Below are 20,387 nucleotides of genomic sequence, written 5' to 3' on the forward strand. Positions count from 1 at the left end.
ACTCCTGATATAAAATCGAATCGATATGATATTTTTTTAAAAATCATCGAATAAGCCCCCATCCATCAAACTGTTTCTTAATTTCTTTAATAGAAGTCAGTTTAATCTTAGGTATAGTTAATTGCTTAAACAATGCAGCATAACGTTTTCTGCTTTTTGGTGTGACAACAGTAATATGATGGATCATTTCCCATTTGATGCTGTCTTTATTGCCTTCCAAACCACCATGGCGGCTATGTTGGAAAAGAGTTCTGTTTGCATAACGCAGCAGGCTTGATGGTGTCGAGATATCTAATAAAATAACGCCTGTTGCTCTGGATAGGCGCTGCGGCAGACATTTTCTATAGTTCCCGTCTATGACCCAACTTTCCTCTTTTATTGCCATGTCATGCAATGAGATGAATTCATCTACGGGGCGTGCCTGCCAATTTGTATTTGGTAGATGAAAAAGCTGATCCAGATGAATTACTTTTAAATTACATTTTATGGAGATGGCATTAGCAAGCGTGGACTTACCGCTATTCGAAGGCCCCACAATGCAAATTCTATTACCCAAATCCGAAAGTTTCATAACAGCCTCCAGTAGTTATAGATTCACCTCTGTAATCAGTAACACTGACATTAATGAGGCGCCCAATTTTTCATATGTAAAACACGTAAAAATAGTGAGTTCAATTTAATTGTGAATCACAGCATCTATGCACAGGTACATACATAACGCGTTGATATTATTAAATTCATAACGATGTAGATAGCTGATTTTTATGAAAAACTTAGCAAAACCTGAATTTCAGACATAAAAAAAGACGCTTTCTTTTAGCGTCTTAATTTATATGGTGCCGAAGGCCGGACTCGAACCGGCACACCCGAAGGCGGTTGATTTTGAATCAACTGCGTCTACCGATTTCGCCACTTCGGCACTGAAGGGTTCGGAGAACGGGGGTGATTATACCTGTAAGAAGAACGTTCGCAACACTTATCCTTTCAATTTTGTTCAAATGCCGAAAAAAGAATCATTCATGGCTTTTTTTGACCAATGCAGTTCAAAACATAACCTTCTTTACCACTGCATCGCAAAATTCCTCTCTCACAATTCTGTCCTGCCAATAGACAACCTACAAACTCCTTATATAATTCCAAACAATACACTGCTATGAGGTAAATTATCATGACTATTATCAGTTGGATTTTCACAGGTATCTTAGTCGGTATCGTTATCGGTGCCATTATCACGATATTTAAGAAAAAAAAATAACGGCTTTACTTTCCCCACTTGAATGCTCCCTGATTGGTTAATCCAAAAATGAAAAAACGGCTATATAAACTGTGTACAGTTTCCGCCCTGATATGGGTGATGTCAGCTTGTGCGGATTCTAATAATTCATACCAGAGCAAATTTCAGCAATTCAATGTGCAACCGGCAAAGTGGGAAGTTTTCGAGGATAATGACAAGATCAAGAAAATGGTTACCGCGTTGGTCGATCAATATTCGCAATCCATCTTTGATGAAGGCAATCCTTTGGGAATGGTAATAGTGGTGATCGACAATAATCAGGTTGTGCATCGCAGTTTTGGGGAAACTTATCCAGGGAGCGGCGTTCGGCCACGGCAGGACTCTTTAATTCGTATTGCTTCTATTACTAAATTGATGACCAGTGAGGTCATGATTAAGTTGGCACAGAAGAAACGTCTTAAGACTACTGATCCGCTTCAAAAGTACACTTACTCCGGTGTTCATGTGCCGGATTATGGTGCAGGTCAGCCAATCCGGCTGTATCATCTGGCAAGCCATACCAGCGGATTACCACGAGAACAACCGGGTGGGAAATGGGGACGCCCTGTGTTTATTTGGCCGACTCAATCAAATCGCTGGGCTTGGCTGCAAACCGCAGGGTTAGATGCCACGCCCGGCACGACGGCTTCTTATTCCAATCTGGCCTATGATTTATTGGCTGATGCCCTTTCCAAAGCAACGAGAAAACCCTATACCCGCCTGTTGCAAGAGGAGGTCACCCGCCCTTATCACATGAAGGATACAACACTGACACCCTCGCAATCCCAATGTGCCCGTTTGATGGCAGGGTTTAAACCTAGCCCTTGCGTAAATACCATTGCCGCTGCGGGCAGTGGCGGAATTTATTCCACCCCCGCAGATATGCAGCGCTGGATGCAGCAGTTTTTATCTTCCCATAATCAATTGAGAAAACAGACTGCCAGCCGTGAACAAGGTATCTACTTTAAACGCACCGATCTGACATCAATCAAAGGGATGGATGTAGCAGGTCTGGCGGATGGTATCGGGCTTGGCTGGGTATATATGGAGGCCAAAGGCGATGTTCCCGGCATTTACCAGAAAACTGGTGGCGGTGGCGGATTTAATTCCTATATGGCGATGATACCTGAACGAAATATCGGTGTATTTGTGGTGATGACACGTAAGGAGCAAAGTAAATTTAGCCGTGTGACGAGTGGGGTTAATGAGTTAGTTGCAGCTTTGGCGCGCAATCATAATCAAATTTAGTTTCGTTATTAATAAAATAATGCCAGATACCAATCAGAGTATTACACAGCTAATACTCTGATTGGTCATGATAGAAAAACAAGTGTAATGAAATTCAGTCTGTTACGTTTTCTTATGCAAGAGTAAGTAAACACTCACTCCAAAGAACAACAAACTTGGCAACAGTGCCCCCAATATCGGCGGCATGCTATAAACCAGACTGAGCGGGCCGAATATCTCATTCAAAACATAGAAAACAAAGCCCATGCTGATCCCCACAACAACCCTGAATCCCATTGGCACGCTGCGTAGTGGCCCGAAAATAAAAGAAAGTGCCATCAGCATCATCACAGCAACCGATAACGGTGCAAAAACCTTTTTCCACATATTGAGCTGGTAACGTCCGGCATCTTGCTGCCCCTGCTTCAGATATGTGATGTATTGATGCAAATCACGAATAGAGAGCGCCTCAGGATCAAGGGAAACCACTCCCAGCTTTTCAGGTGTCAGCCGGCTTTTCCATTCTGCCGATAAACGCTGTGATCCCGTGATTCGCCCATCCTGCATTAAATCAGACTCTTCAACCTGAGATAATTTCCATTGATGGTTATCCTTGTCATATACCGCCGAAGCAGCATATCTAACGGACAGCAATTTTTTATTTTCATCAATATGATAGATGCTGATGCCATTCAGAGAATTATCCTTGCCCACGCTCTTTATGTAGACAAAGTCCTGCCCATCCTTCGCCCACAAACCTTTGGTCGTGGACATCAGTGAGCCGCCGAACATTTTTTGGGAGCGATAATTACGGGCGAGCTGCTCTCCTTGTGGAGCAACCCACTCACCGATGACCATCGTCAGCAAAACCAGTGGGATTGCTGTTTTCATGACAGAACCCGCCACTTGCAGGCGGGTAAAGCCGGAAGCCTGCATCACCACCAGCTCACTGCGCGTTGCCAGTGCTCCCAAGCCCAATAGCGCCCCGAGCAAGGCGGCCATGGGAAAGAAAATCTGAATATCTTTGGGAATACTCAACAATGTGTAAATACCGGCAGAAAATGCGGTATATTCCCCTTGCCCGACCTTGCGCAGCTGATCGACAAATTTGATGATGCCGGAAAGGGATACCAGCATAAACAAAGTCATCAGGATGGTTTGCAGGATTGTCCGTCCGATATATCTATCCAATACCCCAAACATCATGACGCTCCTTGACTCTTAAAGCGTGAACGCAGTTTGCGCATGGGTACGGTATCCCACAGATTAAGCACCACAGCCAAGGCAAAATACGCGCCGTTGACCAGCCACATCCAGAACATAGGATCAAGTTTGCCTTTCCCCCCATTGGAACGCAGGGAACTTTGCAGCAGGAAGAAAATCAGGTAAAGCAACATGGCTGGCAGCATACTGAGTATCCGCCCCTGACGCGGATTCACGGCACTCAAAGGAACGACCATCAGTGCCATGATCAGCACCGAGACAATCAACGTCAGGCGCCAGTGAAATTCTGAACGGGAATCATTGTCAGTGTCATGCCAAAGCTGCTCAATCGATTTTTGTTCAACTTTATTGCCATCGATATCTGCGCGTTGATGCCCAATCACTGCCTGATAATCCTTAAACTCAGTAATGCGGAAATCACGCAACTGCGCCGTACCTTCATAACGCGTCCCCTTATGGAGTACCGCTACTTGGTTACCATTCGGGCGCTCTTCCATATGTCCGCCATCCGCAAGCACTATAGAAGGACGTTGGTCATTCGCTGGGCGGAGCTGAGCCAGAAAAACATTTTCGAACGTATTGCCCTTCACATTGCCGATATAAAGCACCATGTTGCCATCACGAGAAGGCTTGAACTGCCCTTCCATGATTGCTGCCAGGCTTGGATTGGCTTTTACATCCGCCACGACTTGTTCTTTATATTTGGAAGACCACGGAGTGAACCAGATAACGTTGGCAGCCGCCAACGCTGATGTAAGTAGAGCCAGAATAAGAGCTGATTTCACCAATGCACTTTTGCCCAACCCACAGGCATGCATAACGGTGATTTCACTTTCGGTATAGAGTTTACTGAACGTCATTAATACCCCGAGAAATAAACTCAGGGGCAAAATAAGCTGCACCATATCTGGCACACCTAAACCTAACAACGATAGAACCAAATTTGCAGGAATATTTCCTTCTACCGCCGCACTCAATACCTCAACTAATTTCTGACTGAAAAAGATCAGCAATAAGATGAAAAGTATTGCGATTTGGCTTTTCAGGGTTTCCCGTACTAGATATCTAATGATGATCACGCTTATTACGCCTGTGAAAACTTGTCTTTTTGCAGGAAAGTCGCTAACTTCGTCGTATATCTACCATTTATATGAATCAATTTGGCTTCCCCATAGCTAAAATGATACCAAAGCATCCCATATATTGGTTCCCGATTAGAACATACTTATCGTTAGCTAAGTACCAAAAAATAATATGCTTAGCTTAACATAACAGTTACTTTTCTTTGGGATGAATTAATGCGCAACGCGATATTTTAGCGATTGTATCCGTCTTTGTCTTTAAGATTCAGGAGAACGCATGGAGTTTAGTGTAAAGAGCGGTAGCCCGGAGAAACAGCGTAGTGCCTGTATTATTGTCGGCGTGTTTGAACCCCGCCGCCTTTCCCCTATCGCAGAGCAACTTGACAAAATAAGTAACGGCTATATCAGTGCTTTATTGCGCCGTGGTGAACTTGAAGGCAAGGTAGGTCAAACCTTATTGCTGCATCATGTTCCTAATGTATTGTCTGAACGTATTTTGCTGGTTGGTTGTGGAAAAGAGCGTGAACTGGACGAACGCCAGTATAAGCAAATTATCCAGAAAACGATCAGTACCCTCAATGAAACCGGTTCAATGGAAGCAGTTTGTTTCTTGACAGAATTGCATGTGAAGGGACGCAACAATTATTGGAAAGTACGTCAGGCAGTCGAGACAGCCAAAGAGTCACTGTATGTTTTCGATCAACTCAAGAGCAACAAAAATGAACTGCGCCGTCCACTGCGCAAAATGGTGTTCAATGTACCGACCCGCCGTGAACTGACCAGCGGTGAACGTGCCATTAAGCACGGTCTTGCCATTGCATCAGGCATCAAGGCAACGAAAGATCTGGCCAATATGCCACCCAATATCTGTAATGCCGCCTATTTGGCATCACAGGCACGCCAGCTTGCTGACAATACTATCAATCTGACAACCAAAGTGATTGGTGAAGAGCAGATGAAAGAGTTGGGCATGAATTCTTATCTGGCGGTTGGTCAAGGTTCGCAGAATGAATCTTTGATGGCAGTCATGGAATATAAAGGCAGCAAAGATGCCAATGCGAAACCTATCGTACTGGTGGGAAAAGGGCTGACTTTTGATTCCGGCGGTATCTCCATCAAGCCATCCGAAAGCATGGATGAGATGAAATATGACATGTGCGGCGCAGCTTCTGTTTATGGCGTCATGCGTGTTGTTGCCGAGCTGGAATTGCCAATCAATATCGTCGGCGTTCTGGCAGGCTGTGAAAACATGCCCGGCGGGCGAGCTTATCGTCCCGGAGATGTTTTGACCACCATGTCCGGTCAGACTGTTGAAGTGACAAACACCGATGCGGAAGGCCGTTTGGTACTGTGTGATGCGCTGACTTATGTTGAGCGTTTTGAACCGGAATTGGTCGTTGATGTGGCAACCCTGACAGGCGCTTGTGTCGTCGCACTGGGCGGTCACTACACGGGCCTGATGTCCAACCATAATCCACTGGCGCATGAGCTGCTGAATGCTTCAGAGCAAGCAGGAGATCGCGCATGGCGTCTGCCGTTGGGTGATGAATATACCGAACAGCTAGAATCCAATTTTGCGGATATGGTAAACGCGTGCGGACGTTCTGGTGGCGCAATTACCGCAGGGGCATTCTTGTCCCGCTTCGCCACCAAATACAACTGGGCACATTTGGATGTTGCTGGTACAGCATGGCGTTCAGGTAAAGCGAAAGGAGCAACAGGTCGTCCGGTTGCGCTCCTGTCACAATTCCTGTTAAATCGTTCAGGATTGAATTCTGATGATTAATGTCCCGGCCTCATATTTTATTCGATAAGCTCGATAAAAATATGGCACAAAGGTATTGAGGGAATAAATGGAATTAAGGGTATTGCAGTTGCAATACCCTTTTCCGTCACTATTTCCCGTAATCTTGCAACCAAGAAACTATGAAAAACGCCACTTTCTATTTGTTGGAAAACCAGTTACTGGAACAATCATCGTCAGATGATCTACAGCCACATGAATGGCTGGCATGTCAGCTTGCTGCTGACCAATGGCGTGCAGGGAAGCGGGTTCTGATTGCTTGTGAAAGTCAGCAACAGGCCGAAAAATTGGACGAAGCATTATGGCAACGGGAGCCGAGTCAATTTGTACCGCACAATCTTGCCGGAGAAGGCCCTCGTTATGGCGCACCTGTAGAATTGTGCTGGCCACAAAAAAGAGGCAATGCTCCCCGCGATGTGCTGGTGACACTGCTTCCTCATTTTGCAGACTTTGCCACAGCTTTCCATGAAGTGATAGACTTCGTTCCTATTGATGAAAATCTGAAACAGTTAGCGCGCGAACGATATAAATCTTATCGTGGCGTCGGCTTTAATTTGACCATGGCAACCCCGCCAACCTATTAAATATCAAGACACAATGGAAAAGACACCCGCTAATCAAACGCAATCTGAGCCATCTCTCGATAAAACGTACAACCCGACAGAGATAGAGCAACCTCTTTATAGCCACTGGGAACAGAGTGGTTACTTCAAGCCGAATGGCGATACCAGCCGTGAAAGTTTCTGCATCGTCATTCCGCCACCAAACGTTACCGGCAGCCTGCATATGGGGCACGCATTCCAGCAGACGATTATGGATACCATGGTGCGTTACCAACGCATGCAGGGGAAAAATACCCTGTGGCAAGCGGGAACTGACCACGCAGGCATCGCAACTCAAATGGTTGTTGAGCGCAAGATCGCGTCGGAAGAAGGTAAAACCCGCCATGATTACGGTCGTGAAGCCTTTATCGACAAAATTTGGCAATGGAAAGCAGAATCGGGTGGCAATATCTCCAACCAGATGCGTCGTCTGGGTAACTCCGTGGATTGGGAGCGTGAGCGCTTCACCATGGATGAGGGCCTGTCCAAAGCGGTTAAAGAAGCCTTCGTCCGCCTGTATCAAGAAGATCTGATTTACCGTGGCAAGCGTCTGGTTAACTGGGATCCGAAACTGCGCACGGCGATTTCTGATCTGGAAGTCGAAAACCGTGAAGTAAAAGGTTCCATGTGGCACCTGCGCTATCCGTTGGCTGACGGTGCTAAGACCGCAGAAGGCAAAGAATACCTGATTGTTGCCACAACCCGGCCAGAAACCATGCTGGGGGATACCGGCGTTGCGGTTAACCCGGAAGATCCGCGTTACAAGGATCTGATCGGCAAAGAAATCCTTCTACCATTGGTGAACCGCCGCATTCCTATCGTTGGCGATGAACACGCAGATATGGAAAAAGGCACGGGCTGCGTGAAAATCACCCCAGCCCACGATTTCAATGACTGCGAAGTCGGTAAACGCCACAACCTGCCGATGATCAACATCCTGACCTTTGACGGCGATATCCGTGAAACCGCAGAAGTATTCGACACCAATGGTGAAGCTTCTGATGTGTATTCATCTGATATCCCTGCTGAATATCGCGGTATGGAGCGTTTTGCTGCCCGTAAAGCGATTGTGGCAGAGTTCGAAAAACAGGGCCTGCTGGTTGAAATCAAACCTCATGACCTGACCGTTCCTTACGGCGACCGTGGCGGTGTAGTTATCGAGCCGATGCTGACTGACCAATGGTACGTCCGCACCGCACCACTGGCAAAAGTAGCGATTGAAGCAGTTGAGAACGGTGATATCCAGTTCGTACCAAAACAGTACGAAAACATGTACTACTCTTGGATGCGTGATATTCAGGATTGGTGTATCTCCCGTCAATTATGGTGGGGCCATCGCATTCCGGCATGGTATGACGCACAAGGCAACGTCTATGTTGGCCGCGATGAAGAAGAAGTTCGCCGTGAAAACAATCTGGGCACAGATATCACCCTGACCCAGGACGAAGACGTACTGGATACTTGGTTCTCCTCTGGCCTGTGGACATTCTCCACACTCGGCTGGCCTGAGCAGACTGAGGCGCTGAAAACCTTCCATCCAACCAATGTGCTGGTCAGTGGCTTCGACATCATCTTCTTCTGGATTGCCCGCATGATCATGATGACCATGCATTTCATCAAAGATGAAAATGGCAAGCCGCAAGTGCCATTCAAGACAGTCTACATGACAGGTCTGATCCGCGATGATGAAGGCCAGAAGATGTCGAAATCCAAAGGGAACGTTATCGATCCTCTGGATATGATCGATGGTATCTCACTGGAAACACTGCTGGAAAAACGTACCGGCAATATGATGCAGCCACAACTGGCTGAGAAAATCCGCAAGCGTACTGAAAAACAGTTCCCGGAAGGCATCGAAGCCCACGGCACTGATGCCCTGCGTTTCACACTGGCAGCTCTGGCTTCTACCGGTCGTGATATCAACTGGGATATGAAGCGTCTGCAAGGTTATCGCAACTTCTGTAACAAGCTGTGGAACGCCAGCCGCTTCGTGCTGATGAACACTGAAGGGCAGGATTGCGGCCAGAACGGTGGTGAAATGTCGCTGTCACTGGCAGATCGCTGGATTCTGGCAGAATTCAACCAGACAGTTAAAGCCTACCGCGAAGCGCTGGATACCTACCGTTTCGACATCGCTGCGAACATTCTTTACGAATTCACGTGGAACCAATTTTGTGACTGGTATCTGGAACTGTCAAAACCAGCTATTAACAAAGGATCAGAAGCGGAAGTCCGTGCGGCTCGCCACACGCTGATTGAAGTGTTGGAAGGTTTGCTGCGTCTGGCACATCCAATCATTCCATTCATTACAGAAACCATCTGGCAACGTGTGAAAGTGGTCAAAGGCATTGATGCCGATACCATCATGCTGCAATCTTTCCCTGAATTTGATCAGACGAAAGTTGATGAACTGGCACTGGACGATCTGGAGTGGATCAAGGAAGCAATCATTGCGGTACGTAATATTCGCGCAGAAATGAATATTGCACCAAGCAAGCCGCTGGAAGTTCTGCTGCGTGATGCGAATGACAATGCACAACGCCGCGTGGCTGAAAACCTCAACTTCATTCAGGCGATGGGCCGTCTTGCTTCCGTTACCGTAGTGGCAGCAGGAGAAGAAGCGCCTGTTTCTGTCACCAAACTGATCAATGGGGCAGAAGTGCTGATCCCAATGGCAGGTCTGATCGATAAAGATGCAGAATTGGTACGTCTGGATAAAGAAATCGAGAAACTGGATAAAGAGATCAACAGCATTGAAGTCAAGCTGGCTAACGAAGGATTTGTCAGCCGTGCACCGGAAGCCGTTGTTGCTAAAGAGCGCGAGCGTCTGGCGACTAACAATGCAGCGAAAGAAAAATTACTGACGCAGAAAGAGACTATCGCTGCTCTGTAATTTTTCTTAGTTGAAATTTATTCATGTAAAGCCACTGCAATTTTATTTGCAGTGGCTTTTTAATTTTACAAGCCACACCAATCTATATTACATCAACAGAAATTGCATCAATATAAAGAACGCCAATGACAGAACCAAGCTTTTCAATATCGAATGAGTATATTTGCTAATAAAATAAGCCAAAATAACCGTCAATAATGCAAGCGTATATTTAATATTAAACTGTTCGATTAATTCACTAATGGATAAATTATTTAATGATATATTGACAATAATCGTACCCAGAATAAAACAGATGGCATAATCCAGTGAAGTAATCAGCAAGCTCTTACCTTTGAATAACCGATTGTTATTCATCAAGAAAGGCGCTGTTCTTAATATAAGACTTATCATTCCCATTAATACTATCAGCAGCATCATGATGTCTTATCCTGTCTAATTTTCCGCTCCCATAATGCAATTCCTATTCCGCATAAAATAGGGATGACCAGATCCATGACTTTCATATCCACTTCATTCAATAACGGTGCGCACAACCCACCCATGACCGTCGCCAATACGGACATATCTTTACCGGAACGCTTGGCTGTCAGAGACGCGAAATGAATAGGAACCAACATCACTAAAAACAGTGAAACGGATTCATAATTCAGGTGTTCTGCCGAGACATACCCCAACAAAGTGGCACAAAATGTAATTACAAAGCAGGGGACTGCAACCCCTAAATAAAAATGAAATTGGGATTTTCCATCCGTAATATTTTCCGCAGAGAGATGTGAATGCGTCACCGTATAAGTACTGGCACTGAACCCTAGCATTGACAGCAGGATTTTTCGCTTTGGGATACCATGAAAATACTGTGACATTACCATTGCCATCAGGAAAAAGCGGAAATTAATTAACAATGCCAAGATGATAACAGAGAATACCGCCCCATCCGTCAGATAACCTACCGCAGCCACCTGTAACGGTGCGGCATATATCAACAATGATCCGACCAGTGTTTCCATTAATGGAACACCATGACTCTGATAAAGAGCACCAATCGAAGCAAACATAAGAAAAAAGGAGACACAAACAGGCAAAGAATCGACCATGCCTTTTCTAAAGAACGGATTCAACACTTGGCACCTATATTTAAAATTGTAGAGTAATCGACTAATATCATCATAATGATATATCCAACAAGTTATCCGATTGAAAAATAAGATATAATAAACCTAATAGTATAATAGTCTGTTTATTAATATCTGTGACATCCTTCAATATAAGAACAATTTATCAATTATTAATGAGTAAAAATCGATCCAACAGTAGTAAATATTGAAACATTCAGACATTTAAATACTCAAACCAATAACCTAATAAAAACTAGGATCTCATTACATGCCACGATAAAATAATAATGAAAATACAAAACAAATCTTAATCACTGAAAACAAACCAACCACAACAATTATCTTTTTTAATGAATTCCATTTAATTAAAACATAGCAAATTTTATAGTGGAACATTTATAAAAAGCATGATAAAAACCTCACTATACCTTACACAATAAAAAACATGAAAATTAAAAACATTTCTTATTCACCTGAATATATTACATCTCAATAAATAATTAATTTAAATAAATTTAATATTTATTTTTATCATCAGGAAGAAATAAATCATGAAAAAATATAAAATTACCATATGCATCATACCGTTAACTTTAGCATATATCACAACTGCAACTGCCGCATCTCTGAACTTCAACCCAGATAGTGTATCAGTCACCACTTCACTAGGAGGGCTTTGGGGCCAAGCAGACGAATACATCTATAACTCCGATACTGGACATAAAAATAGTGAGCTAAATTGGAAAATTAATAATGCACCTATTATCAAAGGTGATATTTCGTGGGATGCCCTGCCAAATTTAACACTGAACGCGCGTGGCTGGATAACATTGAAATCAAGCCATAGCGGTATGGACGATTATGATTGGATGCGTCCTAAAAAAGCAATGTGGACTAACTGGAGCCATTCCAACACAAACCTAAATTATGCCAATGAATTCGATATTAATTTAAAAGGCTGGTTACTAAAGAAACCTAATTACAATTTCGGGGGCGTATTAGGTTACCAGCAAACCCGATTTAGTTGGACTGCAATTGGAATGTATGGCTTATATGAAAGCAGTCTTTCAAAAGACAAGTATTATCTAGTTCATGATAATGGTCCAGTAATTGGTTATAAACAAAAATTCAGTGCTCCCTATATAGGATTAATCGGGCAATACCGTTATCACGATCTTGAATTTAATGGATTGCTAAAATTCAGCCCGTGGGTTCAAGCAAAAGATAATGATGAGCATTATTTGCGCAGATTTACTTTCCGAGATAAAACCAATAAATCACGCTACTATTCTGCCACTCTTAATGTAGGATATTATATTCATCCTAATACTAAAATATTTACAGAACTTAGCTGGAATAAATTTACACAAGGTAAAGGAGATACGGAATCATTTGATCGGAAAACAGAAGAGTATTTTTACGACGGCGGAAATTCAGCAGGTATTGCAAATGCTAACTATAATATTACAGCGGGTATTCAATATCGCTTTTAATTTAATAAAACAGGTGCCAAAGGCACCTGTTAAATGTTTACTTCTATTAATAGAAGTAAACAAATGAATAGAATATAACTTTATTTTATATACGAAGGCTTTGTCACCACCGTTATGATAGCAAACATCATTTTTAATATTAGCCTTCGGAGATATAATGAAAATCATCATAAGTATACTACTGGTAAGCATCTTCCAACTAAATATCTCTCATCTTGCTTATGCACAATCCACCCTTGATAACATTCAATCCACGGGAATATTCAGAATTGGGACAGAAGGTGCCTATGCGCCATTCAGCTATCATGATGCCTCTGGGAAATTGTCTGGATTTGATGTAGAAATCGGTCGTGAAATTGCATTACGCATGAAAGTAAAACCGGAATTTATTGAAGGTAAATGGGATGGTTTGATTAGTGGCCTTGATGCCGGGCGTTCCGATGCAGTAATGAACCAAATCGCCATTACACCAGAGCGCGAGAAAAAATACAGCTTCTCCCTGCCTTATGTGGTTTCAGAAGCCGTGCTGATTACTCGAAAAGATAATAATGACATTAAGACGTTCAGCGACTTAAAAGGAAAAAAATCAGCACATACCCTGACCAATAACTTTGCCCAGATTGCTCGCAACTACGGTGCAATAATCATCGGCACTAATGGCTTCAGTCAGGAAATAGAACTGGTAAACACTGGCCGGGCAGATGCAACAATCAACGATAAACTTTCTTATCTCGATTACAAAAAACATCGCCCGGATGCGCCGGTAAAAATTGTTGTTGCGGATACTCAGGCGGCAAAAACCGCTGTATTGCTGCGTAAAAGTGATACTGAATTAAAAGCCGCAGTAGATAAAGCCATTACTGAGATAAAAGCGGATGGTACTTATCAACGAATTTGGGATAAATATTTTTCTGAGGGAAATTCTGAATAATCAACAACCACCTACTAAAGTAGGTGGGTTAGTGATTAACGGACTGAAAGTCCGGATACGCATCGGCTGAACGATGCGTCAATTGGTCAGCCTAAAGTTATCATCTGGGTTTGGTTTAAAATGACGAACTAATTCATACCCTATATAATTACTCCAGCTATCAGTTTTTTTTATTACCCATACCAATCTGAAAAACCGTGTGACTGCCATTTCTGTTCCATATTTCACTCTCGTGTAACACAATATCGCAGCTAAAGCTGACCGACTAAAGTCGGTGGTTTAAACCTTTCATATGGAAAAATTAATAAGGTTATTTATTTCAACCAAACCTTTATGTTAAATAAAAACTATTATTTATTATTCTATCTTTTGCCAAATGTACCGATATAACTAACCAATTCTAACGTTCTAAGCTATAACTTTATTGTATATAACGTTCACCTTTTCTTGCCATATCATCATTAAAACAACCCTATAAAAAATAAACGTATTTTTAATATCTATCTATCAGGATGAATTTATGACCCCAGATTGGCTCAGTTTAGCGTTGGATTCCCTTTGGCCGATGCTTTACGCAGGTCTCACATTTACTATTCCTCTCACTCTGATTACTTTCGTACTTGGAATTTCATTGGGGTTTGTTGTTGCTTTAATCAGGCTGTATGGGCCTAAGCCACTGGTTGCAGTGGTTCGGTTTTATGTTTGGCTGATTCGCGGTACACCACTGTTGGTGCAACTCTTTCTGATCTTCTACGCCCTGCCCAGCGCAGGTATTACATTGGAAGCCTTCACTGCTGCTATTATCGGCTTTACCCTGAATGTTGGTGCCTATACCTCAGAAGTCATCCGCGCCGCACTAACTTCGGTTCCCAAGGGGCAATGGGAAGCCTCTCACTCTATCGGCATGAGTTGGTGGCAGTCAATGCACAGGATCGTGCTGCCTCAGGCGGCAAGGGTTTCAATCCCTCCCCTGTCCAATACTTTTATTTCACTGGTAAAAGATACCTCCCTGGCTTCCGTCATTACTGTGCCAGAAATGTTTTTAGCCGCACAGCGCATCGCTGCCGTTACCTATCAACCACTCATCTTGTATACCGAAGCCGCCATTCTCTATCTCCTCTTGAGCTCGGTGTTGTCAGCACTGCAAGTCCGGTTGGAAAAGAAATTCTCCCAACAAAACGGCAGTAACCAACAAAACAGCAATAAGGAAGGCAAAAATGATTCAGCTCACCAACATTGAAAAAAGTTTCGACGGGCAAAAGGTGCTGAAAAATATTAGCCTGACTATTAAAGAAGGCAGCCTGACGGCACTTATTGGCCCTTCCGGTAGCGGGAAAAGTACCTTGTTGCGTTGTATTAATCTGTTGGAGATACCACAGGCTGGCAAACTGGAAATTGGCAAGGAGCAGATTACGTTTAACGGTAAAGAACGGCTACCCCATCGGGAAATTCAGCGCTTTAGCCTGCAAACCGGTATGGTATTCCAGAACTTCCAGCTTTTCCCGCATCTGACGGTGATTGAAAATATTATGGAAGGACTGATTTGGGTACAGAAATGGTCACGCGAACGCGCCAGAGAACGAGCGCTGGCGTTGCTGGAAAAAGTCGGTATGTCCCACAAGGCGGATGTTTGGCCAAGCACTCTATCGGGAGGCCAACAACAGCGTGTAGCAATCGCCAGAGCAATGGCTCCTTCGCCCAAAGTACTGCTGTGTGATGAACCAACGTCAGCACTCGATCCTGAGTTATCCAAAGAAGTTGTTTCCGTTTTGAAGCAACTGGCAGGAGAAGGCACCACCATGTTAATGGCAACGCACGATTTACGTTTGGCGGCCAATCTTGCCCATAATGTCGTGTTTCTGGAATCCGGCAATATTATTGAATCAGGCCCGGCAAAAACCATCTTCACCCGCCCCAGTAAGGTGCGTACTGTCGAGTTTATCTCAACCCTGACAGAAACCTTACCTGATTGGGAAATTTAGCAAGCAGTCACGTTTAATATCAGCAACATCATTTATTCGGAGAAGCATAATGAAAAAATTTTTGAATTTGTTACTGGCGGGCGCGGCTGCCATTGCTATTTCTGCCCCCAGTTATGCTGGCAAAGATTTCGATGCGATAAAAGCCTCTGGTGTTTTTAAGGTTGGTACAGAAGGCACTTATCCACCTTTCACCTATCATGATTCCAGCAATAAATTAACCGGCTTTGATGTGGATATCGCACGGGAAATCGCCCGTCGTTTGAATGTCAAATCTGAATTTATGGAAGTTAAATGGGATGGTTTGATTGCCGGGCTGGATGCCAAGCGTTTTGATGCCGTTATCAATCAAGTGGGCATCACCCCAGAGCGCGAAGCAAAATTCAGTTTCTCCATTCCCTACACAACCTCTCAAGTTGTGTTAATCACCCGCAACAATAACAATGATATTAAGACCTTCGCGGATATTAAAGGAAAGCGTTCAGCGCAATCTCTGACCAGTAATTACGGCCAACTGGCTACATCTTATGGAGCCACGTTAGTCAGTACGGATGGTTTTAACCAGGCCATTGATCTGGTCGCCACCGGACGCGCGGATGCCACATTGAATGATCGCCTGTCATTCCTTGATTTCAAAAAACAACGCCCTAATGCTCCGGTGAGAATTGTCGCCGAGAAAACCGATGCAAGTAAATCAGCCGTTTTACTGCGCAAAGGCGATCCGGAACTGGTCGAAGCAATTAATAAAGCACTGCAAGAGATAAAAGATGACGGCACTTATGCCCGTATCTCCGAGAAGTATTTTGGAGTGGATATTTCTAAGTAAATCAGGGAACTTACCTATACCCTTCGTCTTTCAAGTTGCCTCTTTGTTGGCTGCGCTCACTCACCCCGGTCACCGTTGTTATGAACATAGAGTTATCTATGCTTCCGGGGATTCGCTCCCTTGCCGCCGCGACGCACCTTGAAATTCATTGGGTATATTGAAAGTATAAATCAAGCACCTTATAGGAAAAAGTTTCACACAACGTATCGAGAGTGAAAATTTAACTGTACGTAACCGAATTAATCGATTGGGCACCTCAGTTATCCAGAGGTTTTTCATATTCATTAAGTTTAATGAAATAATTATAATCAAGGCTCCCTGATATATTAGCTAATATAACATCACTTCTAGAGGTTGATTTATAATCCTCAAGAAGTGAGCTGTCATCTATATCGTATTTAATCCTATTAAATATTTCTCCTAGATAAACTATATGTAATCTCAGTTTATTACCATCAAGCAATAAAATACCGGCAGCACCAATATACTGGCAGGATTGTGTCCAATACGCTGTTCCTCTTTTCATCAACAGAGGCTTATAACCTCATGAATGTGTGTGGTCTAATCTCCAGCATTCTGTCTTCTTGATATCGCCATGTATTTCCCACTGCATATCCTCATTAGCCTCTACACGTACTTGATCCGATTTATAAGGTGCAAGTTTAGGTGTGTTGCTATAATTCCAGGTCTCAACTGAATATACTTTCTGTCCTGCTAAGTGTTTCGCATATACATTAGCAATCTCATGAATATCTCTCATTTTTATCACCTCATAATAAAGTAATGCCTAGCTATCATCATTGACAGAAATACTTTTGCGCTGAAATATAAAAACAACCACTTTGATTTTTCAAAAGAACATTATTTGTTACATTTCTCTTAAATTTTATATAAATAAAAATGATGGAATATAGCTTTTATTTCGTCAACATGAAGGTTGCACCCCTGTTACCTATCGAGCCAATTATCTCAGTAAGGAAATGTATCATGTCGATTAAATTACCGACTCATTATTTTTCATTATTTCCTCTGATGATAATGCTTCTTGGAAACGCTATAGCACACAGCCTATTTATGATTGGTTTCCCAATTATAGGGCGCACTATGGGAATCAGTGAGTTGTTGACAGGAATATTACTTTCTGTCTCTGCTCTTAGTATGATGATTTTTGCTCCCTTTTGGGGTCGTTATACAAATAAACATGGGCAAAAAGCACCTGTAATCATCGGAATTGTTAGTACTGCATTATTTCTGATATTAGCTTCTGGATTGATTAAATTTCAAACATCCCTTGAAATCACTATTCCAACGCTTTTTTGCTTGTTTTTTCTGTTAAGGCTCACTCAGTCTGTTGGTGTCGCTGGTCTTATGCCCAGTGCACAAGCGTATGTTGCAAACCAAACTTCACACCACGAGCGTCTTTCGGGAATGGGGTTTATTGGCGCAACATTCGGCTTTGGCAGCATTATCGGTGGCTATCTTGCAATGAGTTCCGGCATAACACAATTTCCATCAGCGCTGTTTATTTTGGGGATAATTATGCTCATCATTAGCTTGGGACACCGTTATCTGAAAACAAATCCATTATCCAATGTATCACAGAATACAACTCTTCCTTTTTCTTCATTTCCCCAGCCACTCAACCCAATTTTGCCCTTTGCTTCGATAATATTCTGCGTCTTACTGGTTTATGGCATTCTCCAGCAGACCACCGGACTCAGATTACAGGATCAACTAGGGTTTTCTACTCAAGAGGCTTTAAAAGGGAGTGGAGAACTGTTGACTTCATCCATGATCAGTATGGCAGCAGGACAAGTTATATTCACTAATTTCACCACTAAGCACGCAGGCCGACTCATGATTATTGGATTTTTCTTCGGTTTGTTGAGTCTGATATACCTTGCGATAAGCAACACCTATAAAATCACTGTAGGTATAAAATTTTCCTGAAGAGTGAATTAATTGACGGACAGTTAATCGGGCATGTGCTTGTGGCATTTCCTGCCAATTATGATGTACACCTAACGCAACTAATGCGGCACAAGGATCTGTTGATAGGCGATTGTTTCCATGTTTTCCTCCTCCCATTTCAGCCCCAACAGGAAATCCCTGCCAAGGGGCAAAAGTCTGACTCAATTTTTCTTGAAATTGGAAGATAAGTTCGCCAGCCTGAGCATCATTCACTAAACGCAAAGCTGGACCGAATCCGTACCAAGCATTCATCGCCCGAAATACAGACTGAACATGTTTCCCTGCCTGTATTTGATCCCAACGGAATTGGGTACGGGATATCAAGGTAGAGTGATTTGAGAAATAACCCGCTAGCCAACAACTCCCCGCCCAGAATCCAGCAATCCAAGAACCACGAGATGATGTTACCCATGACGGGCTATCGATAAGTCGATATAAAGGAAAACGGGGCGCAATCTGTTTTTCAATCTTAGCCACAGATACCGCCAGTTTATGAATCAATTTCTGGTAATCGAAGCTCATCATGAGTGTTTTCTACTTACATGATCTGTGACAAAGACCAGCGTAAACGGAGTACTGCAAGAAAACTGAAGCTTAACAGTATCAACATGAACACCATTCCTGCCCATATCGATCCGAAATAAGCTACCATCCACTGGAAAAGCAGTGCTCCCAATGCCAGCCCACCAAAAAATGCAAAGGAAACTCGTCCAGATGCAGTGGGTATATCTCCAAAACAATCATGCTGAAGAATCATAGACATCGCCAGAGCATTGCTTGCTACAAGAGTACAGCCAATCCCAATCACCCCTACATAAATCAGCCAGAGGTTCTGTGCAGTGGCATTAAATGTCGCAATTAATGCAAGAAATGCGAATACAAACAATAAAGCCAATAAGTCGGATTCCTGCTTAAAACGACTTGCTAGAGGTGTCAGCACTAAACGAGAGATCCAACCCATCAGCCCGAATAACGTGATAAGAAATGCAGCCTGACTAAGAGGCATTCCCAATTGAGAAGCAAACATCGGTACTTGAGTAATAAAGGCTGCCAACACAATACCAACACAACCTTGCATTAACATCAGCATACTTATTGTGTTCAATTGCGCTGTCTTGCGGGATTTCATCTGTGGAACAATCAATTTTGGCTGCCAGTTACGGGTCGCAGCTAAAATCGCCATAAGTAGACACACTGGCACAATAGCACCTAACGCTACCCGCCATCCCCATTGCGCTGCAATCCATGGCAAAATCGTCCCTGCCACCAATGCGGAGAGTTGAACCCCTGATTGCTTTAATCCCACCATGAACGATTTATGTGTAGGAGTCACCTGCGTCGCAATGGCCTGGTTGGTCATTGGATTCGCCAAAGCCTGCGCAATACCGCAGACTGCTATTGCCAGTATCATCAGCCAAGGATGATTTGCCAGAACCAATGCTGCAAATGCTCCACCAGTGAGCAAAAACAACATAATACTTGCCCAACGGATACCTAACTTTTTCACCCACTTCCCAGCGGGTAAGGATAAAATAGCAGATACACCAAATGCGGCTAGTGTAAATCCCCCCAGAAGTTCGCGGTCAATCTCACCCTCCTTTAACATAAAGGGCGCTAATGCCCCACTGGCATAAAGAATCAGCATAGGCAGTGCCATCGCCAGTATTAAAAGAAATCCCAGCGATAACTCTGTCTTTTTATTATGGGTTTCATTTTGAATCGCCATATACGTTTACCCCCTCCGATGCACCGATGTATTTTCAATATTAGAGGCTTGAGTCAATTCTGATAACATATCTAAATCCCTATCAGGAATGGCAATACATGCAGCATTGACAATACCCGGATGATTAGTCATCAGTTTCTCAATCTGAGTAGGACTAATATTGACTCCTCCACGGATAATGACATCCTTCTTCCTTCCCATCAGATTGAGATAGCCACTTTTTCCTCTTTATCTAAGT

Annotated in this window: 20 protein-coding genes and 1 tRNA gene; 11 read left to right on the forward strand and 10 right to left on the reverse strand. The window is 43.4% G+C overall.

From position 1 onward, the window contains the following. Nucleotides 1–43 precede the first annotated feature (43 nt). Both PSI14_RS09160 and PSI14_RS09165 read right to left on the reverse strand, forming a co-directional pair. Nucleotides 44–571, reverse strand: coding sequence for a P-loop NTPase family protein (locus PSI14_RS09160; protein WP_273575617.1), 528 nt, complete (start codon nt 569–571; stop codon nt 44–46). Nucleotides 572–834: 263 nt separating this feature from the next. Then, nucleotides 835–919, reverse strand: a tRNA-Leu gene (locus PSI14_RS09165). A gap of 384 nt (nt 920–1,303) precedes the next feature. On the opposite strand from PSI14_RS09165, the gene ampH reads away from it, so the two are divergent. Continuing rightward, complete coding sequence (gene ampH / locus PSI14_RS09170) at nt 1,304–2,521, forward strand: D-alanyl-D-alanine-carboxypeptidase/endopeptidase AmpH (RefSeq protein ID WP_273575618.1); 1,218 nt, start codon at nt 1,304–1,306, stop codon at nt 2,519–2,521. Between the two features lie 102 nt (nt 2,522–2,623). Here the strand turns inward: ampH and lptG are convergent, their stop codons facing one another. Further along, nucleotides 2,624–3,703, reverse strand: a complete 1,080-nt coding sequence (lptG, locus tag PSI14_RS09175) for an LPS export ABC transporter permease LptG (protein WP_273575659.1) — start codon at nt 3,701–3,703, stop codon at nt 2,624–2,626. Continuing rightward, entirely contained in the window at nt 3,703–4,803 is a 1,101-nt protein-coding gene (gene lptF / locus PSI14_RS09180) for an LPS export ABC transporter permease LptF (protein ID WP_273575619.1), read from the reverse strand. Before lptF ends, lptG begins: the two co-directional genes overlap by 1 nt. A gap of 280 nt (nt 4,804–5,083) precedes the next feature. Here lptF and pepA point away from each other — a divergent pair, with 280 nt between their 5' ends. From pepA to PSI14_RS09195, 3 genes are all read left to right on the forward strand, one after another. Continuing rightward, the gene (gene pepA / locus PSI14_RS09185) at nt 5,084–6,592 is read left to right on the forward strand and encodes a leucyl aminopeptidase (RefSeq protein ID WP_273575620.1); all 1,509 of its coding nucleotides are present in this window, start codon (nt 5,084–5,086) and stop codon (nt 6,590–6,592) included. Nucleotides 6,593–6,732: 140 nt separating this feature from the next. Continuing rightward, nucleotides 6,733–7,194, forward strand: coding sequence for a DNA polymerase III subunit chi (locus PSI14_RS09190; protein WP_273575621.1), 462 nt, complete (start codon nt 6,733–6,735; stop codon nt 7,192–7,194). A gap of 13 nt (nt 7,195–7,207) precedes the next feature. Then, entirely contained in the window at nt 7,208–10,105 is a 2,898-nt protein-coding gene (locus PSI14_RS09195) for a valine--tRNA ligase (RefSeq protein WP_273575622.1), read from the forward strand. Nucleotides 10,106–10,192: 87 nt separating this feature from the next. Here the strand turns inward: PSI14_RS09195 and PSI14_RS09200 are convergent, their stop codons facing one another. Both PSI14_RS09200 and PSI14_RS09205 read right to left on the reverse strand, forming a co-directional pair. Continuing rightward, nucleotides 10,193–10,525, reverse strand: a complete 333-nt coding sequence (locus tag PSI14_RS09200) for a hypothetical protein (protein ID WP_273575623.1) — start codon at nt 10,523–10,525, stop codon at nt 10,193–10,195. Next, nucleotides 10,522–11,226: an AzlC family ABC transporter permease gene (locus PSI14_RS09205; protein ID WP_273575624.1), complete on the reverse strand. Its 705-nt coding sequence runs from the start codon at nt 11,224–11,226 to the stop codon at nt 10,522–10,524. The genes PSI14_RS09200 and PSI14_RS09205 overlap by 4 nt, the downstream gene beginning before the upstream one ends. A gap of 548 nt (nt 11,227–11,774) precedes the next feature. Between PSI14_RS09205 and PSI14_RS09210 the strand changes: the two genes are divergently transcribed. The 6 genes from PSI14_RS09210 (at nt 11,775) to PSI14_RS20160 (ending at nt 16,774) form a co-directional block, all read left to right on the forward strand. Further along, nucleotides 11,775–12,716 carry an omptin family outer membrane protease gene (locus tag PSI14_RS09210; RefSeq protein WP_273575625.1) on the forward strand — a complete coding sequence of 314 codons (942 nt, stop codon included), beginning with the start codon at nt 11,775–11,777 and terminating at the stop codon, nt 12,714–12,716. Between the two features lie 157 nt (nt 12,717–12,873). Next, on the forward strand, nt 12,874–13,647 hold the full coding sequence (locus PSI14_RS09215; RefSeq protein ID WP_273575626.1) for an amino acid ABC transporter substrate-binding protein: 774 nt from the start codon (nt 12,874–12,876) through the stop codon (nt 13,645–13,647). Nucleotides 13,648–14,167: 520 nt separating this feature from the next. After that, nucleotides 14,168–14,887 carry an amino acid ABC transporter permease gene (locus PSI14_RS09220; protein ID WP_273575627.1) on the forward strand — a complete coding sequence of 240 codons (720 nt, stop codon included), beginning with the start codon at nt 14,168–14,170 and terminating at the stop codon, nt 14,885–14,887. After that, entirely contained in the window at nt 14,865–15,629 is a 765-nt protein-coding gene (locus tag PSI14_RS09225; protein WP_273575628.1) for an amino acid ABC transporter ATP-binding protein, read from the forward strand. The genes PSI14_RS09220 and PSI14_RS09225 overlap by 23 nt, the downstream gene beginning before the upstream one ends. A gap of 49 nt (nt 15,630–15,678) precedes the next feature. Beyond that, nucleotides 15,679–16,452, forward strand: coding sequence for an amino acid ABC transporter substrate-binding protein (locus tag PSI14_RS09230; RefSeq protein WP_273575629.1), 774 nt, complete (start codon nt 15,679–15,681; stop codon nt 16,450–16,452). A gap of 181 nt (nt 16,453–16,633) precedes the next feature. Beyond that, a complete protein-coding gene (locus tag PSI14_RS20160; protein ID WP_370688839.1) occupies nt 16,634–16,774 on the forward strand; it encodes an IS1 family transposase in 141 nt (46 codons plus the stop codon). Here PSI14_RS20160 and PSI14_RS09235 read toward each other — a convergent pair. Next, nucleotides 16,709–16,978, reverse strand: coding sequence for a hypothetical protein (locus PSI14_RS09235; protein ID WP_273575630.1), 270 nt, complete (start codon nt 16,976–16,978; stop codon nt 16,709–16,711). The genes PSI14_RS20160 and PSI14_RS09235 overlap by 66 nt on opposite strands. Before the next feature lie 18 nt (nt 16,979–16,996). Further along, nucleotides 16,997–17,212 (reverse strand): hypothetical protein, encoded by a 216-nt coding sequence (locus tag PSI14_RS09240; RefSeq protein WP_273575631.1) that lies wholly within the window; start codon nt 17,210–17,212, stop codon nt 16,997–16,999. 227 nt (nt 17,213–17,439) lie between these two features. Here PSI14_RS09240 and PSI14_RS09245 point away from each other — a divergent pair, with 227 nt between their 5' ends. Further along, entirely contained in the window at nt 17,440–18,402 is a 963-nt protein-coding gene (locus PSI14_RS09245) for an MFS transporter (RefSeq protein WP_273575632.1), read from the forward strand. Nucleotides 18,403–18,961: 559 nt separating this feature from the next. Here the strand turns inward: PSI14_RS09245 and PSI14_RS09250 are convergent. Further along, complete coding sequence (locus tag PSI14_RS09250; protein WP_273575633.1) at nt 18,962–20,149, reverse strand: MFS transporter; 1,188 nt, start codon at nt 20,147–20,149, stop codon at nt 18,962–18,964. A 6-nt stretch (nt 20,150–20,155) separates the two neighbouring features. Continuing rightward, entirely contained in the window at nt 20,156–20,350 is a 195-nt protein-coding gene (locus PSI14_RS09255; RefSeq protein ID WP_273575634.1) for a hypothetical protein, read from the reverse strand. Between the last annotated feature and the right edge of the window lie 37 nt (nt 20,351–20,387).

Source organism: Xenorhabdus anantnagensis (genome assembly GCF_028598555.1).
GTDB classification, from domain to species: Bacteria; Pseudomonadota; Gammaproteobacteria; order Enterobacterales; family Enterobacteriaceae; genus Xenorhabdus; species Xenorhabdus anantnagensis.

What these genes read in the sequence shown, in the direction of transcription:
- PSI14_RS09160 (WP_273575617.1), bottom strand. Translation starts at nt 571, where the DNA reads ATGAAACTTTCGGATTTGGGTAATAGAATTTGCATTGTGGGGCCTTCG.
- ampH (WP_273575618.1), top strand. Translation starts at nt 1,304, where the DNA reads ATGAAAAAACGGCTATATAAACTGTGTACAGTTTCCGCCCTGATATGG.
- lptG (WP_273575659.1), bottom strand. Translation starts at nt 3,703, where the DNA reads ATGTTTGGGGTATTGGATAGATATATCGGACGGACAATCCTGCAAACC.
- pepA (WP_273575620.1), top strand. Translation starts at nt 5,084, where the DNA reads ATGGAGTTTAGTGTAAAGAGCGGTAGCCCGGAGAAACAGCGTAGTGCC.
- PSI14_RS09190 (WP_273575621.1), top strand. Translation starts at nt 6,733, where the DNA reads ATGAAAAACGCCACTTTCTATTTGTTGGAAAACCAGTTACTGGAACAA.
- PSI14_RS09195 (WP_273575622.1), top strand. Translation starts at nt 7,208, where the DNA reads ATGGAAAAGACACCCGCTAATCAAACGCAATCTGAGCCATCTCTCGAT.
- PSI14_RS09200 (WP_273575623.1), bottom strand. Translation starts at nt 10,525, where the DNA reads ATGATGCTGCTGATAGTATTAATGGGAATGATAAGTCTTATATTAAGA.
- PSI14_RS09210 (WP_273575625.1), top strand. Translation starts at nt 11,775, where the DNA reads ATGAAAAAATATAAAATTACCATATGCATCATACCGTTAACTTTAGCA.
- PSI14_RS09215 (WP_273575626.1), top strand. Translation starts at nt 12,874, where the DNA reads ATGAAAATCATCATAAGTATACTACTGGTAAGCATCTTCCAACTAAAT.
- PSI14_RS09220 (WP_273575627.1), top strand. Translation starts at nt 14,168, where the DNA reads ATGACCCCAGATTGGCTCAGTTTAGCGTTGGATTCCCTTTGGCCGATG.
- PSI14_RS09225 (WP_273575628.1), top strand. Translation starts at nt 14,865, where the DNA reads ATGATTCAGCTCACCAACATTGAAAAAAGTTTCGACGGGCAAAAGGTG.
- PSI14_RS09230 (WP_273575629.1), top strand. Translation starts at nt 15,679, where the DNA reads ATGAAAAAATTTTTGAATTTGTTACTGGCGGGCGCGGCTGCCATTGCT.
- PSI14_RS09235 (WP_273575630.1), bottom strand. Translation starts at nt 16,978, where the DNA reads ATGAAAAGAGGAACAGCGTATTGGACACAATCCTGCCAGTATATTGGT.
- PSI14_RS09240 (WP_273575631.1), bottom strand. Translation starts at nt 17,212, where the DNA reads ATGAGAGATATTCATGAGATTGCTAATGTATATGCGAAACACTTAGCA.
- PSI14_RS09245 (WP_273575632.1), top strand. Translation starts at nt 17,440, where the DNA reads ATGTCGATTAAATTACCGACTCATTATTTTTCATTATTTCCTCTGATG.
- PSI14_RS09250 (WP_273575633.1), bottom strand. Translation starts at nt 20,149, where the DNA reads ATGGCGATTCAAAATGAAACCCATAATAAAAAGACAGAGTTATCGCTG.
- PSI14_RS09255 (WP_273575634.1), bottom strand. Translation starts at nt 20,350, where the DNA reads ATGGGAAGGAAGAAGGATGTCATTATCCGTGGAGGAGTCAATATTAGT.